At 64.6% G+C, this 14,886-nt stretch carries 14 protein-coding genes; 8 read left to right on the top strand and 6 right to left on the bottom strand.

All coding sequences use genetic code 11. From position 1 onward, the window contains the following. Nucleotides 1–56 precede the first annotated feature (56 nt). The 5 genes from BSF38_RS29185 (at nt 57) to BSF38_RS29165 (ending at nt 6,463) form a co-directional block, all read left to right on the top strand. Complete coding sequence (locus tag BSF38_RS29185) at nt 57–2,459, top strand: exopolysaccharide transport family protein (RefSeq protein WP_076351674.1); 2,403 nt, start codon at nt 57–59, stop codon at nt 2,457–2,459. 236 nt (nt 2,460–2,695) lie between these two features. Next, entirely contained in the window at nt 2,696–3,679 is a 984-nt protein-coding gene (locus tag BSF38_RS29180) for an exosortase/archaeosortase family protein (protein WP_076351672.1), read from the top strand. Nucleotides 3,680–3,702: 23 nt separating this feature from the next. After that, nucleotides 3,703–4,488, top strand: a complete 786-nt coding sequence (locus BSF38_RS29175; RefSeq protein WP_076351670.1) for a WecB/TagA/CpsF family glycosyltransferase — start codon at nt 3,703–3,705, stop codon at nt 4,486–4,488. Nucleotides 4,489–4,532: 44 nt separating this feature from the next. Next, nucleotides 4,533–5,159: a D-glycero-alpha-D-manno-heptose-1,7-bisphosphate 7-phosphatase gene (locus BSF38_RS29170; protein ID WP_210405755.1), complete on the top strand. Its 627-nt coding sequence runs from the start codon at nt 4,533–4,535 to the stop codon at nt 5,157–5,159. Nucleotides 5,160–5,194: 35 nt separating this feature from the next. Continuing rightward, nucleotides 5,195–6,463, top strand: a complete 1,269-nt coding sequence (locus BSF38_RS29165; protein ID WP_076351668.1) for a glycosyltransferase — start codon at nt 5,195–5,197, stop codon at nt 6,461–6,463. Here BSF38_RS29165 and BSF38_RS29160 read toward each other — a convergent pair. The 5 genes from BSF38_RS29160 to BSF38_RS29140 all read right to left on the bottom strand — a co-directional run bounded on the left by BSF38_RS29160 (nt 6,450) and on the right by BSF38_RS29140 (nt 10,700). Then, a complete protein-coding gene (locus tag BSF38_RS29160) occupies nt 6,450–7,277 on the bottom strand; it encodes an SDR family NAD(P)-dependent oxidoreductase (RefSeq protein WP_076351666.1) in 828 nt (275 codons plus the stop codon). The two genes, BSF38_RS29165 and BSF38_RS29160, sit on opposite strands and share 14 nt — an antisense overlap. A gap of 26 nt (nt 7,278–7,303) precedes the next feature. Then, nucleotides 7,304–8,242, bottom strand: coding sequence for an NAD-dependent epimerase/dehydratase family protein (locus tag BSF38_RS29155; protein ID WP_076351664.1), 939 nt, complete (start codon nt 8,240–8,242; stop codon nt 7,304–7,306). Nucleotides 8,243–8,257: 15 nt separating this feature from the next. Beyond that, the gene (rfbC, locus tag BSF38_RS29150) at nt 8,258–8,806 is read right to left on the bottom strand and encodes a dTDP-4-dehydrorhamnose 3,5-epimerase (RefSeq protein WP_076351662.1); all 549 of its coding nucleotides are present in this window, start codon (nt 8,804–8,806) and stop codon (nt 8,258–8,260) included. 29 nt (nt 8,807–8,835) lie between these two features. Beyond that, on the bottom strand, nt 8,836–9,834 hold the full coding sequence (locus BSF38_RS29145; RefSeq protein ID WP_076351660.1) for an NAD-dependent epimerase/dehydratase family protein: 999 nt from the start codon (nt 9,832–9,834) through the stop codon (nt 8,836–8,838). A 68-nt stretch (nt 9,835–9,902) separates the two neighbouring features. After that, nucleotides 9,903–10,700 carry a glucose-1-phosphate cytidylyltransferase gene (locus BSF38_RS29140; protein WP_099092137.1) on the bottom strand — a complete coding sequence of 266 codons (798 nt, stop codon included), beginning with the start codon at nt 10,698–10,700 and terminating at the stop codon, nt 9,903–9,905. A 234-nt stretch (nt 10,701–10,934) separates the two neighbouring features. Here BSF38_RS29140 and BSF38_RS29135 point away from each other — a divergent pair, with 234 nt between their 5' ends. Continuing rightward, nucleotides 10,935–11,951, top strand: coding sequence for a glycosyltransferase family 2 protein (locus BSF38_RS29135; RefSeq protein ID WP_076351656.1), 1,017 nt, complete (start codon nt 10,935–10,937; stop codon nt 11,949–11,951). Between the two features lie 19 nt (nt 11,952–11,970). Here BSF38_RS29135 and BSF38_RS29130 read toward each other — a convergent pair whose 3' ends face one another. Continuing rightward, complete coding sequence (locus BSF38_RS29130) at nt 11,971–12,993, bottom strand: glycosyltransferase (protein WP_076351654.1); 1,023 nt, start codon at nt 12,991–12,993, stop codon at nt 11,971–11,973. 460 nt (nt 12,994–13,453) lie between these two features. Here BSF38_RS29130 and BSF38_RS31055 point away from each other — a divergent pair, with 460 nt between their 5' ends. Together BSF38_RS31055 and BSF38_RS29125 are read left to right on the top strand one after the other, a co-directional pair. Continuing rightward, nucleotides 13,454–13,666: a hypothetical protein gene (locus BSF38_RS31055; protein WP_145952403.1), complete on the top strand. Its 213-nt coding sequence runs from the start codon at nt 13,454–13,456 to the stop codon at nt 13,664–13,666. A gap of 271 nt (nt 13,667–13,937) precedes the next feature. Next, nucleotides 13,938–14,864, top strand: coding sequence for an ABC transporter permease (locus BSF38_RS29125; protein WP_083714042.1), 927 nt, complete (start codon nt 13,938–13,940; stop codon nt 14,862–14,864). The last annotated feature ends 22 nt before the right edge of the window (nt 14,865–14,886 follow it).

Genomic DNA, 14,886 nt, shown 5'->3' with positions numbered 1-14,886 from the left:
GAGCACCGCTGGATGGAAGTTCATTCTGCTAATCCACTACCCTTGAGTACCCTCTGATGGACACTACCGACAGCAACGATTCGCTCTTGCCGGCGCGGTTGCCCTCGTCGTCGTCGTCGCATCTACCGGCGATGAGCGCGGCCAATCGCCACGCATACGATCTCACGACCGTGTCTTCCTCGGTTCAGATCAGCCCGCAGGGGGTGTTGCGTGGTTTGGCCCGCAACTGGTGGCGCATCCTCTTGCTCTGGGCGGTCGTGTCGGCGCCCTTGGATTATCTGATTTACAGCCAGATCCAACCGACCTACGAAGCCGTGAGCACGATCCGCGCCGAGCCCACGCAGCTCAGCCTCTACGGCCAACAGAATTCGAACGCGCAAGCCCAGCCCATCGAACGCTTCATTGGAACCCAAATCGCATTCATCACCACCAACACCGTGCTCAAGCCGGCGATCGGCGACAGCACGGTCGCCGAACTCCCCTTCATCAAAAACTCTACGGATAAGCTGACGGACCTCAGGCAGAAGCTCAAGGTCAAGAACAAGGACGGCACGGTTCACATTCAAGTATCCTTTGATTCGACGGACGCTCATGAAGCAGCCGCGATCGTCAACGCGGTCGTGGCGTCCTATCTGCGATCCTATAAAGATGTGCAGCAAAGTCGCGACGAGAGCCACCTGAAACGTTTGACCGTTTATTTGGATAGACTGAAAAAGGACAAAGAAGAGAAGGTCGAGGCGCTCAAAGAGATCGTGGAACGGGGCAATGTCAACGGTCAGTCCGCCGGCGAAAGCAAACCAAAGGAATCCACAAAGACCCAGGGCAGCGATCCGGCCCCTCAGACCAAGGACGCCTCCATTGAGAAGTTCTCCATCGAGCAGTACCGCAACTTCAAGGCGGACATCCTGAAAAAGAAGCTTGAGTTGAATGAGCTGGAATTCGCCCTCCAGAAGCGGGTGGCGGATTCCCAGGAGCAAGATTCCGAGGTCGCCGAAACGACGGGGTTCCAGAAATCGCAGCTTGAAGCTCGGATCAACGAGACGTTCCGGCGCGACCCCTCGGTCGCCAGCCTGATCCAGCAAATCCTGGAGACGGACGAGGAGCTGGCCCACACCGTGGGCGTGGCCCGTAAAGGTTACGACCCGGCCCGCCAGGCCGCCGAGAAGCGCAAGGCTCAGTTGATGGCGAAGTACAACAGCCTCTGGGACGAACGCTACGGCGAGATCCGCCAACTGGTGATGGCCGAGGACGCCTCGTTCGCGGCCTCGGCCGCGGCCGCCGGGTCTGGGACGGTCGCGACGAACGCCCTGACGATTGAAGCCCTGCGGGCGCGGGTGGAGCTGTCGCGGCATCAGCTCGACACGCTCAACCAGTTGGTCCTGTCGATGGAAATCGAGCGGAAGGCGACGCAATCCGACACGTATGCGGCCGAACGACTCAAGGCCGACATCGAGACCCTGGTGGAGCAGTACAAACACATTTCCGAGAAGTTCGAGAACCTCAAGTTCGCGGGCACCACGGATGTGGACGTCGGGCTGATCGACGCGGCCATAGCCGTCAGCGAGCCGACGAACAACAAGCGAATCAAGTACGTCGTCATCGTCCCGAGCGTGATCCTGTGCCTGGTGCTCGGACTCTTCGCGTTGCTCGAGGTCAAGGCCGAGCGCGTGGCCGACCCCGACGCGCTCTCAACCCGGGTGCAGTCGGAGGTCTTCTCGCTGCCGCCGCTGCCCATGGTTCGTGCATCGAACAAGCTGAACGGCCCGGCGGAGGACGATCAGATCGACCGCTTCATCCAGCGGCTCGACCATTTGCGATTCGCCGTTTGCGGCGACCATCCGGAAGTCGGCCTGGGTCGTTGCGTGCTGATCACCAGCGCCATCGGCGGCGAAGGCAAGACGACGCTGGCGGCGCAACTGGCCGCCCGTTGCGGCCACGCCGGGCACTCGACCCTGCTGATCGACGCCGACCTGCGACGCGGTTCCCTCTGCAGCCTGCTCGACATCCCCGAGGGGCTCGGTCTAAGCGATGTTCTGAAGGAAGAAGCAAACGTCGAAGACGTCGCCATCCCCGTCCAAGGCGGGACGTTCCACCTGCTCTGCGCCGGGACGCCGGTGGCGGACACCAGCCGGCTTTTCCAGGGGCGGAATTTCGGGATGATGATCGCCCGGCTTCGCCAGATGTACGACCTGATCATCATCGACTCGCCCCCGGTGCTGCCGGTCCCCGATGGTCTGATCATGGGCCGCTGGACCGACGGTGCCGTACTTGCTTCGCGATACGACATCAGTCGCGCCCCCCAGGTCGAGCGCGCCCGCCGCCAGTTGACCAACGCGGGAATTCCCGTCCTGGGAACCGTGATCAACGGCATGAAATCGTCCGACGCGTACTACGGCCGCTATTCCTATAGTCGCGGCCGATCGGGCTATGGAGAGCCGGACGCGTCGCCCACGACCTGATCCGTCCGATCCGACACGTCGGCCCGCGATCGTCGTACAAGCCGACGATCGCGGGTCGACGAAGCCGTTCCAGGGCGGCCCGACCGACGACGGTCGTGTCGCGCGCGTCCGTTGCAAACGAGCCGGTCACAAGCTAGTGTTTCCGGGAGATCACGGGGTTTCCTCGACTGACAGGCGCAACGCCGGCCGGTCGCCCTCTCCGCTTCCTTCGATTTCGACTCGCGAGGAGTCCAGCCTTGGCCCACTTCCCCCTGGTCAATCCTCAGGCCTCCCCGGCGGATCGGAACAGCCCCCGCGGGCCCTCCGCGCCGCCGAGCCCGTTCACGCTTCAAGCCTGGCCCTGGCTGCCCGCGGCGATCGTGGGAACGCTGCTGATAGCCTGGGCGTACGCACCGAATTTCCGCCATCTGATCTTCATCTGGAACACCGAGCCGAACTATTCGCACGGCTTCCTGGTCGTCCCGATCGCGGTCATGATCCTCTGGCGCAGGCTCTCCGATTGGAATTACGACTGGACGTCGTTCCGGGCCCCGGTCTGGAGCTGGGCTCTGCTCGGCGCCTGCCTGCTGGGCCGAGCGGTGGCCTACGAGTGGAGCATGCAGTGGGTTGAGACCGTCAGCATCCTTCCCGTGGCCGCGTGCCTCGTGTTCGCCCTGGGAGGCTGGCCGCTGCTCGCGCGAGCCTGGCCGGCGATCGCCTTCCTCGTGTTCATGTTTCCGCTCCCCACGTCGATGAACTCGCTCGTCTCACTCCCCTTGCAGCGAATCGCCACGACGGGCAGTTGCTTCGTGATGCAACTCAGTGGGCTGTGGGTCGTCGCCGAAGGGAACGTGATCACGCTCGGCACGCCGCACGGCCCCAAGCAGCTTGAAGTGGCCATGGCCTGCAACGGGCTCTCGATGCTGATGACGCTCGCCGCGACGGTGACCGCGACGGTCATCCTCATCGACATGCCGGTCTGGAAGCGGATCGTCATCCTGCTCAGCGCCTTCCCGATCGCGCTCATCAGCAACGTCTCCCGGATCGTCGCGACGGGCTGGTGCTACTATTACATCGAAGGCGCCCGGGCGAAGGAACTGGCTCACGACTGGTCGGGATATCTCATGATGCCGCTGGCCCTCGTGCTGGTGGGCCTGGAAATCTGGATCTTGTCATGGCTGTTCGAGGCCGACGAGGGTTACGCGCGGAAGCCCATGGGCCTCGTGGGGCCCAGGTCGTGAACAAGCGGGTTTGGATATGGGGCGTGCCCTTCGCGCCGATGACGCTTGAAGAGACCGTTAATGCGATCGACGCCCTGATCGAAGAACGGCGTCCCTCCTATTTCATCACGGCGAATCTTCACTACGTGATGCTGACGAGGGACCATCCGGACCTCGGCCCGATTAACGAGCGGGCCGCGTTCATCCTCGCCGACGGCGCGCCCGTGGTTTGGGCGGCGCGGAAGCGCCCGACGCCGCTGCCCGAGCGGGTCGCGGGGTCCGATCTGATCTTCCATCTTTGCGACCTCTCGGCCCGGAAGGGCCGGCGGCTGTTCTTCCTTGGCGCCCCGGAAGGGGTGGCCGAGGAGGCCGCCGACAAATTAAGGGAGCGGTATCCCGGCCTCCAAGTGGTCGGCACGGAATGCCCGCCGTTCCGCAAGCCGACCGACGAGGAACACGAACAGTTGCTCGATCGCATCCGCGCCACGAACCCCGACATCCTCTTCGTAGCGTTCGGCCAGCCGAAGGGGGAACGCTGGATCTTCGCGAATCACGAGCGTCTGGGCGTCCCCGTGTGCGTCCAGGTCGGCGCCTCGCTCGAATTCGCCGCGGGACGGTTCGCCCGGGCCCCGCGCTGGATGCAGCGAACCGGCCTCGAGTGGGCGTTCCGGCTCCTGCAAGAACCCCGCCGCCTCTTCTCGCGATACGCCCGGAACGCCGGGTTCATGGGACGAATGATCGTCCACGACCTGTTACACAAACCCGATCCGTCGCGGGCCGCCGGGGCGACTTCGCCCGCGGCCGCCGAGCCCACTCGGAGGCCAGGCTGATCCGCTCGCCGACTGACGCGCGTGCTCAACCCGGACCGTACACCGTGAAATCCGAAAGCTCCTCGTCGATGTCCGCTCGCCCCGCCGTGTTCCTGGACCGCGACGACACCCTGATCGCGAACGTCCCCTACTTGTCCGACCCCGCCGGCCTGCGCGTCCTCCCCGGCGCTTCGCAGGCGCTTGGCGCGCTTCGTCGGGCGGGGTTCGCGCTCGTCTTGATCACCAACCAATCGGCCGTCGGTCGAGGTTTGATCACGGAATCGCGGCTGCATGAGATCCACGACGCGCTGAACCGGCTCCTGGCCGAAGAAGGCGCGGCGCTTGACGCAATCTACTACTGCCCCGAGGTCCCCCTCGGCGACGACCGCACTATCATCGAGAACCCGAACCGCAAGCCGGGCCCGGGCATGTTGCATCGCGCGACCGAAGAGCTGGACCTGGACCTGGACGCGTCGTGGATGGTGGGCGATCAGATCAGCGACGTGCTCGCCGGCCTGAACGCCGGCTGCCGAAGCATCCTGGTGGGATCGAACGCGACGCTCTCGGAACTGCCGACTGAAGCGGCCCGCGAACGTGCGTTCGCCGTTTCCGATTTCGCCGCCGCCGCCGAGCTGATCCTCAACGACCACAGCCGGCGCCTTCAACCCCGCGAGGAACTCGCCCGACCGTGATCGACTCATCATATGAAGCCCCAACCGCCGGGCCAATGCGGATCGCCTACCTCGTCAACACCTACCCGGTGACCAGCGCGAGCTTCATTCGCCGGGAGCTCATGGAGGTCGAGGCCCAAGGCGCTTCGGTCGCCCGTTTCACGTTGCGCCGCTGGGCCACGCCGCTCGTCGATCCGGTCGATCTGGAAGAGGCCCGGAAGACGCGCGCCGTGCTCGAAGTCGGGGCGTCGGGGCTGGCCAAGGGGCTCGTCGCGTCGGCCTTCCGACGGCCCGGCAAGTTCGCTCGGGCGCTCGCCCAGGCGTGGCGATTGGGACGCCGGGGAAGCGGTTCCAGCTCCGCCCGCGGGTTCGCGCGGCACCTGATCTACCTGGCCGAGGCGTGCGTTCTGCTCGACTGGCATCGCGAGCAGAGGACGGACCACGTTCACGCCCACTACGGGACCAATTCCACCACTGTGGCGTTGTTGTGCCGGACGCTCGGCGGCCCGCCGTACAGCTTCACGACCCACGGCCCCGAGGAATTCGACCAGCCGCTGGCCCTGGGCCTCGACCTCAAGATCCGTGATGCGGCCTTCGCCGTCGCAATCAGCGAGCACGGGCGGAGCCAGCTCTGCCGCTGGGTCCCCTACGATCAATGGTCCAAGATCGAGGTCGTCCGATGCGGCCTGGACCCGATGTTCCTGGACGCGCCGCACGTCCCGTTGCCGGAGGCCCGGCGGCTGGTCTGCGTGGGACGTTTCGCCGAGCAGAAAGGGCTTCCCGTCCTGCTCGAAGCCGCGGGACGGCTGCGGGCCGAGGGGGTCGCGTTTGATCTGACGCTGGTCGGCGACGGCCCGCTGCGCGGCGAAATCGAAGCCCAGGTGAAGCGCCATCGGCTGGAGGATTGCGTCCGCCTGGCCGGCTGGAAAAGCAACGCCGAGGTCCGCAACCTCATTACCGACAGCCGTGCCCTGGTCTTGCCGAGCTTCGCCGAAGGCTTGCCCGTCGCGATCATGGAATCGCTCGCCCTGGGCCGGCCCGTGATCAGCACCTGGGTCGCCGGAACGCCCGAGCTGGTCGAGCCCGGGGTCTGCGGCTGGCTCGTCCCCCCCGGTTCCGCCGAGGCCCTCGCGTCAGCGATTCGCGAACTCCTGGATACGCCCCTCGACGAACTCGAACGCATGGGAAAACGGGGGGCAGAGCGCGTCGCCCTCCGGCACAACATCGCCATCGAGGCCCGCAAGCTCAGAGAGCTGATCGGCCGAGCCGAGCGGAATCCTTCGACGCCGGACTCCCGGACGCCCTCGCTCGCTACCAGTGCATGACGTATCCGCCGTCGACGTTGATCGTCTGCCCCGTGACGTTGCCGGCCGCCGGAGAGGCGAGGAAGACGGCCATCGCGGCGACATCCTCCGGCGTCTGCCAGCGCCCCAGCGGCACGAGCGCCTTGACCTTCTCGCCGGCCCACTCTTCGTAGGACGGAATCGGCCCGCCGGCGCCGGCCTTCCCCCTGCCTTGCCGCCCGGCCCAGGCTTCGTAAACCGAGCGGTTCAGGGCCGTCTTGATCATCCCTGGGCAAAGTGAGTTGACCCGCACGCCGAACGGTGCGAGATCCTTGGCCGCGCACTGAGCGAAGTTGATCAGCCCGGCCTTCGAGGCGCTGTAGGGCGGGTCGGTCTGCGAACCCATCTGGCCGGCGACCGACGCCACGAACAGCAGCGTACCCGTCCTCGCTTCGGCCATTCGCGGGGCGAACGCATGCGCGATATTGGCTGCGCCGACCAGGTTCACCCGGAGGACGCGGTCCCAGTCGCTGGGATCAAGCTCCCAGAACGGGAAGCCGAACTTGCCCGAGCCGACGCCCGCGGCGTAGACCACGTGATCGCAGCGTCCGAGCCGCCCCCGGACGTCGTCGGCCGCGCCGCGGACCGCGTCGAAATCGGTCGCGTCGACTACCAAGCCGACGCAACGCGTCCCGGACGCCTCCTCCAACCGCCGGGCCTCGGCCGGCCCGTCGGGGTCGCGGTCGAGGATCGCGACCTGAGCCCCCTCCGCGACGAAGGCGGAAGCGATGGCGAGTCCGAGCCCCCGCGCACCTCCCACGACGACGGCGACGTCTCCGTTCAGATGAAGGTCCATCGCGGTCGCTCCATGAACTTTCGAGGTTAGCCGGCCTGGCCTTGCAGATAGTACTCGGCCAGCTCGTCCCAGGCGGCCGACTCGTCCCAGCCCAGAGCGTCGGCGTCGGGAATGTCGGTGTTGATGCGGACGCGAGGCTCCGGGAACGCGGTCTGCTTCTTGAGCTCGACCTCGCAGGGCAGCTTGAACCGCGGACGCAGCTCCTGCGCGAGCCGGAGCGTGAACGCCCCCTGGCTCTCGGCGTAGCCGAGAGGGTTGATCCTGAGGAAGCCGGGAGCTTCCGGAAGCTCGGATGCGAACCGGGCGTAGACCTTCGCCAGCAGCGAAACGTGGATGTTGTCGCGAACGTAAAGCGGGTTCGAGCACGAAGGCGTCTTGCCGGCCAGCCAGTTCTTGATGAGGTACGCCGTGTACCTGGGCTCCTCATAAGGTCCGAACGGGTTGGGGATGACGAACTTGCCCAGGCTGAGGCCGTCGCGATCGCAGTAGAAACGGAAGACCTCGGCCGTGAGCCGCTTAGAGAAGCCGTAGGGCGAGAAATCGGGCGAGCCTTGCGAGCCGGCCCCCTCCCCTCCTTCGAAGGCCGAGCCGGTCAGGACGATCCGCCGGCCGCCCCCCTCCTGGAACGCGGCGAGCACCGACGGCAGGTTCCGGGTGTTGTTCGCCACGGCGCCCACGGCGTCGAAGTCAGGGCTCTTGTAGTTGGTCACGTCGGCCGCGTGGTGGCAAAGGAGGCCGAAGCCCCCTTCGCGGACCAGCGACAGGAATGCGTCGTCGCCGAACGAGCATCCGTAAGCGGGGCGGCAGACGTCCGTGAGCAGCGCCGCGCGTTTGCGGCGCACCTCGTCGGGGTAGTCGCCGGGCTTGCCGCGAAAGACGGCCGTCACCTCGTGCCCGGCCGCCGCCAGCTCGCGGACGAACCAGTATCCCGTGAACGAGCTTGCACCCGTGAAGAGTATTTTCATGGTGGGTCTTGGATTTCAGGCCGTGAGGTGCCAGGCGGGGTCGAAATCGCGCCAGGCGGCGTCCTTTTCCGATAGTACGACCGGCTGGATCGGCCACTCGATGTTGAACTTCGGATCGTTCCAGCGAACCCCGCGCTCATAGTTCGGGCCGTAGAACTCGTCGACGAAGTAGAACGCCTCGGCGTCGTCGGTCAGGGTGATGAAGCCGTGGGCGAAGCCCTTGGGGACGTACATCATCCGGCGGTTCTCGGCCGACAACTCGGCGCCGAAGCTCTTGCCGAAGGTCGGCGAGTCGTTGCGAAGGTCGAGGATCACGTCGTACAGCGACCCTCGGATGCAGCGGACCAGCTTGGTCTCGGCCATCGGCGCGAGCTGGTAGTGCATGCCGCGAAGCGTCCCCTTCTGGGCGCTCAGCGAGTTGTTGACCTGCACGAACCGCGACACGAGGCCGGCGGCGGCGAACTCCTTCTCGCAGAAGGCCCGCGCGAAGAAGCCGCGGTCGTCGCCCCGCTTCTCGACGTCGATCAGGAAGGCGCCCGGGATGGGAGTCTCGTTGAAGATCATGGAATGGAATTCCTCGCGTCGGGGCCGGCTCAGCCGAGCCGGTCCATGCGGTGCTTGAGGGTGCGAAGGCGGACGAACTGGTCGCCCTCGAAGTCTTTCTTGCTGAAGCCGTGCTCGACCATCCTGCCGTGCAGCTCGTCCATGCCGGAGACCAGGTTGTACTGGAGCTTGAAGTCGGGCAGGAGGCTGTAGAGCAGGTCGAAGTTCACGCGGTAGTTGCGCGGGTCGGACCCGACCTGGCCGGTGTACGCCACCGTGGCCGAGGGGACCAGCCGCTGGACCTGGTCGCCGACGTCGCGGACCTGGTAGTTCTCGCTGTTGGCCCCGACGTTGATCGCCTTGTTGTGGACGACGTCCTTGGGCGCCTTCGACAGGGCGATGAACGCCCGGGCGATGTCGCGGCAGTGGATCAAGGGGCGCCAGGGGGAGCCGTCGGAATGGATCCGGATCTCGCCGTACGACAGGGCCGAGCCGAGAAGGTTGTTGACGACCAGGTCGATCCGGAGCATCGGCGAATGGCCGTAGGCCGTCGCGTTCCGCAGGAAGATCGGCGTGAACGAGGCGTCGGCCATCTTCGAGACGGCTTGCTCGGTCTCGATCTTCGACTGGGCGTAGGCGGTTAGCGGGTTGAGCGGATCGCCCTCGTCGAGGTCGAGCTTCTCCCCCTGGCCGTAGACCGAGCAACTGCCGGCGAACAGAAACCGGGGGACGCCGGCCTCCTTGGCGACCCGGGCGAGGCGGATCGAGGCGTCGCGGTTGACGTCGAAGGTGAGCTGGGCGTTGAGGTCGCCCATGGGGTCGTTGGAGATCGCCGCCAGGTGCATGACGGCGTCGCAGCCGTCGAGGTCGGCCGCTTCGATCGCGCGGACGTCCTTGACGAGGTCGCGGTCGGCCGTGACCACCGGCTCCCAGTTGCAACCCTCGAACAGTCCGACGTCGCAGCCGACGACCTGGGCGCCCTCCTGCTTGAGCAGATCGACCAGGTGCGCGCCGATGTATCCCTTGTGACCAGTGACGAAAATTTTCATGGTGTTTTAATGAATCAATAAGTGAACAAGGTACGTAGGCAGAGGGGGACGAGGCGGTTCCGATCCGATCAGACGGCCCAGGGGGCCTCACCCGAGGCCCAAAGCTTGTTGAGCTGCTCGAGATCGCGCTGGGTGTCCATGCAGGCCCAGTAGCCGCGGTGCCGGTACATGTCGAGCTTGCCGTCGCGAGCGAGCCGGATCAGGGGTTCGCGCTCGAGGACGCAGCTTTCATCCTGGCTGAGGTAGGGGAGGAATTCGCGCTGGAAGAAGAAGTAGCCGCCGTTGATCCAGTTGTCGACGAACTCGGGCTTCTCGCTGAACTCCTCGACCTGGTCGCCCTCGACCTTCAATTCGCCGAACCTCGACGGCGGGTTGACGCCCAGGACGGTGCCGACGTTCTTGCCGTCGAGATGGAACCGGTATTCGTCGGCGAGGTTGGCGTCGGTCACGCCGTCGCCGTAGGTCACGGCGAAATGCGAGGCGTTCCCCAGGTATTTAGAGGCGGCGCGGGCGACGCGGGCTCCGGTCATCGTCAGCTCGCCGGTGAAGGCCAGCGTCACTTCCCAGTCCTGGTCGTGGTCGACGGAGTGGACCTTGACGTTGTTGCTCTTGAGCTCGACCGTGAAGTCGCTGTTCATCGACGAGTAATTGAGGAAGTACGACTTGACGACTTCGGCCTTGTAGCCGAGGCAGAGGATGAAGCGGCGGAAGCCGTGGTGCGAATACGTCCGCATGATGTGCCAGACGATCGGCCGGGCGCCCACGGGCACCATGGGCTTGGGCCGAAGCTCCGTCTCCTCTCGGATCCGGGTCCCCAGGCCGCCGCAGAGCACGAAGACAGGCACGTCCGAGAGGCTGACTGTCACCGACTTTCCCCCAGGGGATGGAGCGCGGGGCGGGTGGATCAATTCCCCGAGGCCACACTTGCCACGGTTGGAATCCGAGGATTCAATGGAATCCTCTTCCCAGCCCACGCCTGTCTTGAACTTTGGTTTTTTCGAGCAGTCGGGAAGCGTTCGACGTCACACATGGCCTTATAAATCCCGTAATACCGTACAGTATTCGTGGTCAAACCGACAACTCCCTCTTGAGCCTAGTTCATGAAACTTCTCGTCGTTGTTCTTTGCTATCGCGTCCCCGATCTCACGATCGATTGCCTGCATTCGTTGAGCGGGGAAATCGACCGTATTCCCAGCGCCAGGGTGGCGGTCTGTGAGAACGGCACCGGGGGCGACGCTGCCGACCGCCTGAGGCGGGCGATCGACGAAAACGGCTGGGAATCGTGGGTCGACCTGACGGTCGTCGAGATCAACCGCGGCTTCTGCGGTGGCAACAACCTGGTGATCCGCGCCGCTCTCGAATCGGACGATCCGCCGGAGTACGTGCTGCTGCTCAACGCCGACACGATCGTTCAGGAACACGCTCTCGACGCGCTAGTCGACTTCATGGACGCCCACCCCAAGGCCGGGATCGCGGGCAGCCGACTGCTTTCTCCTGAGGGCGAGGTCCAGGCGTCGCCGTTCCGCTACCAGGGGATCGCCTCGGAGCTGGACCGCGGCCTGCGACTCGGAGTGATCACGAAGCTGGTGGCGCCTCCCCTGGACGTCGACCCGTCGCGGCCCAGCCGAGCCGAATGGGTCTCCGGGGCGAGTCAGATCCTGCGAACGTCGATGCTCGAACAGATCGGGCTGCTGGACGAAGGCCTGTACACCTATTTCGACGACATCGACATCTGCCTGAGGGCCGAGCGGGCCGGCTGGGAAGTCTGGTTCGTCCCCGAGAGCAAGGTCGTCCACCTGGAAGGCGCGTCAACGGGCATCAAGGGGTCCACGCCGCAACGACCGAAGCGACGCCCCACGTATTGGTTCCAGGCTCGCCGCCGGTTCTTCCTGAAGAATTACGGCAAGCTGTATACGGCCCTGGCCGACGCGGCCTTCCTGTGCGGATTCGCGGTCTGGCGGCTGCGACGCCCGATCCAGCGCAAGCCGGACCTCGACCCCCAGCATTTCCTCGCCGACTCGTTCCGCAACAGCGTCTTTCGCACCGGTTTCGCGGTTCGCGAGGTCGAAAATCCAGCGATGGCCGCTCCCAGCCCCGTTCCGACCAAGACCACCTGAGGAGCCGGCCGCCGAAGGGTCACGACGCCGGCGAATCCCCCGCCGCAATCGGCCCTCGGAAATCGATGACCCGACTCCGCTTGCCGGAAATCTTTCCCAGCCAGTATCGCGCCACGCCGAGGGCGCCCGGGATCTTGCCGACGACCACGAACAGGGCGAAGGCCCGAGCGTCGGCCGGGCTCCAGCCTCTCCGGCCTCGATAATAGCGGTGGACCCGCCAGAAAAGGAAAGCGTAGCCGGCGAGCAACAGCATGAGGCTCGCGCCGCGAGTCGGCCAGGCGAGCGCCAGACACGAGAGCGGCGCGACGAGGCCCCAGACGACGATGCTTCGGGTTTCGCGGACGTAATGGCATTCCGGCGGACGACCGTGCAAGGCGGCGCCCTCCGCGTAGGCGTGGCCGGTCCGCATCGTGCGTTTCCACCACTGACGGAACCGCGTCATGGCCATGTCGTGAAGCGCCATCTCAGCGTCGATCCGAAAGATCCGCCATCCCTTTTGTCGAAGACGGACGCAGAGTTCCGGCTCCTCGCCGGCGATCAAATCGGGATCGAATCCGCCGACCTGTCGCAAGGCGGCCACCCTCATCACGGCGATGCCGCCGCAAGCCTTCGCCTCGCCGATCGGCGTGTTCCACTCAAGATCGGCCAGGCGGTTATAGACGCTTTGCTCGGGATGGCGCTCACGCAGACGTCCGCACACGGCCGCCGCCTCGGGACGCTCGTCCAGCTCGCGGCGGGCTCGGTCGATCCAACCGTCAGCAATCTCGCAGTCGCCATCGACGAAGTGCACGTACCAAACCTCCGGCGCGATCGCAAGCAGGCGTTCGAGCCCCTCGTTCCGCGCCCTCGCCGCCGAGAACGGCCTCGACAGGTCGAGCTCGACGACCTCGACGCCCAGACGACGCGCCAATTCGATGCTGCCGTCTTGCGACCCCGAATCGACGTAAACCAGGATCAAGCCAAGACCTGAAACTGATTCCAGGCAACGACGAAGCCGTTCCCCCTCATTGCGACCGATGGCGACGACGCCGATTTGATTCATGACACCTATTCACCATGAAATCTCGCGGCGGGAATCGCGCGACAGATTTGGATACCTACGCGGACCGGGATCAGGATGGGAAGCCTGCCGGCTCACGACCAGAGCGGGCGCGAGCTTAAGCTTAATCATAGCGAACCCGACGCGCCGCAATCAACAGCCGACGCGTCCTCGAAACCCACTGGATCGACGCGCCAGCCCCCGACGCGCCGGACCATCCAGGGACGTCGACACAATTCGAGCTTCGGACCGTAGTTTGCTCATGCAGAGAGACCGACGCCCGCAGCCCCGGACGTTCCATAGCTCACCCGTCGATGCGGCCTGACGACAAAAGCACGCGTGCAAGGCCTCGTTATTCTGATTGAGTCGCAGGCTCGCGGATCTCAATCGTCGACCGAGGGCGTTGATTTCGTCGTTGCGGGTTCGCAACATGGAGAATCACGACTTATGGTTCATATGACGCATGATTAAGCCTAAGGCCTACTTGATCAACCACATCCATGCGACAAGGGAAGCACGAATTCTCGGTGTCATTAATGAGAATCAGTTAGGTTCGATGCTCGACGACCTGAAAAACATCGGGGGGCGTTTTCACGGACTCGGCGGCGAGGGAACGCCGATCATCGGCGCGTTTCTTCGTCGGGAGCGATCCTTTCTCACGGTGTCGCCGGTTTAAGTCGTCTTTATTTTGGAAGGTCGAGCTTGTATCTTCAGCTTAGTTCTCCGGAGATCGCCACCGCAGGCTCGGCATGATGAATCGATGCGGCCTCATGGAGAAAGCCATCACTCTGAAATCAACGCCGAATCCCCCAGCCTAGACGGCTTCAAGCCGACGACGGCACGCGATTCTCATGGGTTCGACCGCTGGCGACGACCGGCCGCACGATCCGGACTCTCCTCGTCAGACGCTCGTCCTTCCTCACCTTGAAATGGAATAGCACCTGGTCATGATTCAAACCGAAGAGACGCTTGAATCTCGCCCATCCGAATCACGCCTCGGCGCTCCAAGGGATGGCGAGGCGAAGCGCGATGCGACGTCTCCCGCCGAGACGACCGAGACCCCCGAGATCGTGATCCGTCCCAGGTCGGGATGGATCGCCATCGACTGGCATGAAATCTACGACTTCCGCGAACTCCTCGTTTTTTTCGTCTGGCGCGATATTTCCTCGCGTTACAGGCAGACGGTCCTGGGAGGCGCCTGGGCCGTCCTCCAGCCGTTGATCATGATGGCGATCTTCGTGTTCTTGGCCCAGTTTGCGAAGATCGCCCCTCCCATGGACCTGCCGTACCCGGTCTGCGTCTTCGCGGGCCTGATCCCGTGGTCGATCTTCTCGCAGGGGATGCCGGCCGCGGCGAACAGCCTGATCACCTCGCTGCACATGGTCACCAAGGTGTACTTCCCCCGGCTGTTCCTGCCGATCACGGCCGCCGCCGTGTTCTTGGTCGACGCCATGCTGACGATGCTGCTTTACGGTGGAATCCTGCTCTACTACCAGATCACCCCGCAATGGACAGTCGTCTTCCTGCCGGTTCTCATCCTGCTGACGATGATCGCGACTCTAAGCTTCGGCATCCTCCTCTCGGGATTGACCCTCTTCTACCGCGACTTCAAGCACATCGTGCCGTTCGTCGTGCAGATCATGATGTTCGTCACTCCGACCTATTATTCGATTGGCAACGTCCCCGAGAGATACCGCCTCATCGCGTCGCTCAACCCGATGTTCGGGATCGTGGACGCCTTCCGGTCGTGCATTCTGGGCACGCCGATGTACTGGTCCTGCTTCCTGATCTCGACCACGGTGGCCGTCTTGGGCTTCGTCTTCGCTGTTTTCTACTTCCGTCGCACGGAACGGCTCTTCGCCGACTTCGTCTGAGCCGTCGCCGCCTGCCGCTAAC

It is taken from the genome of Paludisphaera borealis, assembly GCF_001956985.1.
Taxonomy (GTDB): Bacteria; Planctomycetota; Planctomycetia; order Isosphaerales; family Isosphaeraceae; genus Paludisphaera; species Paludisphaera borealis.
This window is presented reverse-complemented; position numbering and strand designations above follow the sequence as displayed.

Bases quoted from the DNA above. Each gene is read 5' to 3' on its own strand.
- BSF38_RS29185 (WP_076351674.1), top strand. From the start codon at position 57: ATGGACACTACCGACAGCAACGATTCGCTCTTGCCGGCGCGGTTGCCC.
- BSF38_RS29165 (WP_076351668.1), top strand. From the start codon at position 5,195: ATGCGGATCGCCTACCTCGTCAACACCTACCCGGTGACCAGCGCGAGC.
- BSF38_RS29160 (WP_076351666.1), bottom strand. From the start codon at position 7,277: ATGGACCTTCATCTGAACGGAGACGTCGCCGTCGTCGTGGGAGGTGCG.
- BSF38_RS29155 (WP_076351664.1), bottom strand. From the start codon at position 8,242: ATGAAAATACTCTTCACGGGTGCAAGCTCGTTCACGGGATACTGGTTC.
- rfbC (WP_076351662.1), bottom strand. From the start codon at position 8,806: ATGATCTTCAACGAGACTCCCATCCCGGGCGCCTTCCTGATCGACGTC.
- BSF38_RS29145 (WP_076351660.1), bottom strand. From the start codon at position 9,834: ATGAAAATTTTCGTCACTGGTCACAAGGGATACATCGGCGCGCACCTG.
- BSF38_RS29135 (WP_076351656.1), top strand. From the start codon at position 10,935: ATGAAACTTCTCGTCGTTGTTCTTTGCTATCGCGTCCCCGATCTCACG.
- BSF38_RS29130 (WP_076351654.1), bottom strand. From the start codon at position 12,993: ATGAATCAAATCGGCGTCGTCGCCATCGGTCGCAATGAGGGGGAACGG.
- BSF38_RS31055 (WP_145952403.1), top strand. From the start codon at position 13,454: ATGATTAAGCCTAAGGCCTACTTGATCAACCACATCCATGCGACAAGG.
- BSF38_RS29125 (WP_083714042.1), top strand. From the start codon at position 13,938: ATGATTCAAACCGAAGAGACGCTTGAATCTCGCCCATCCGAATCACGC.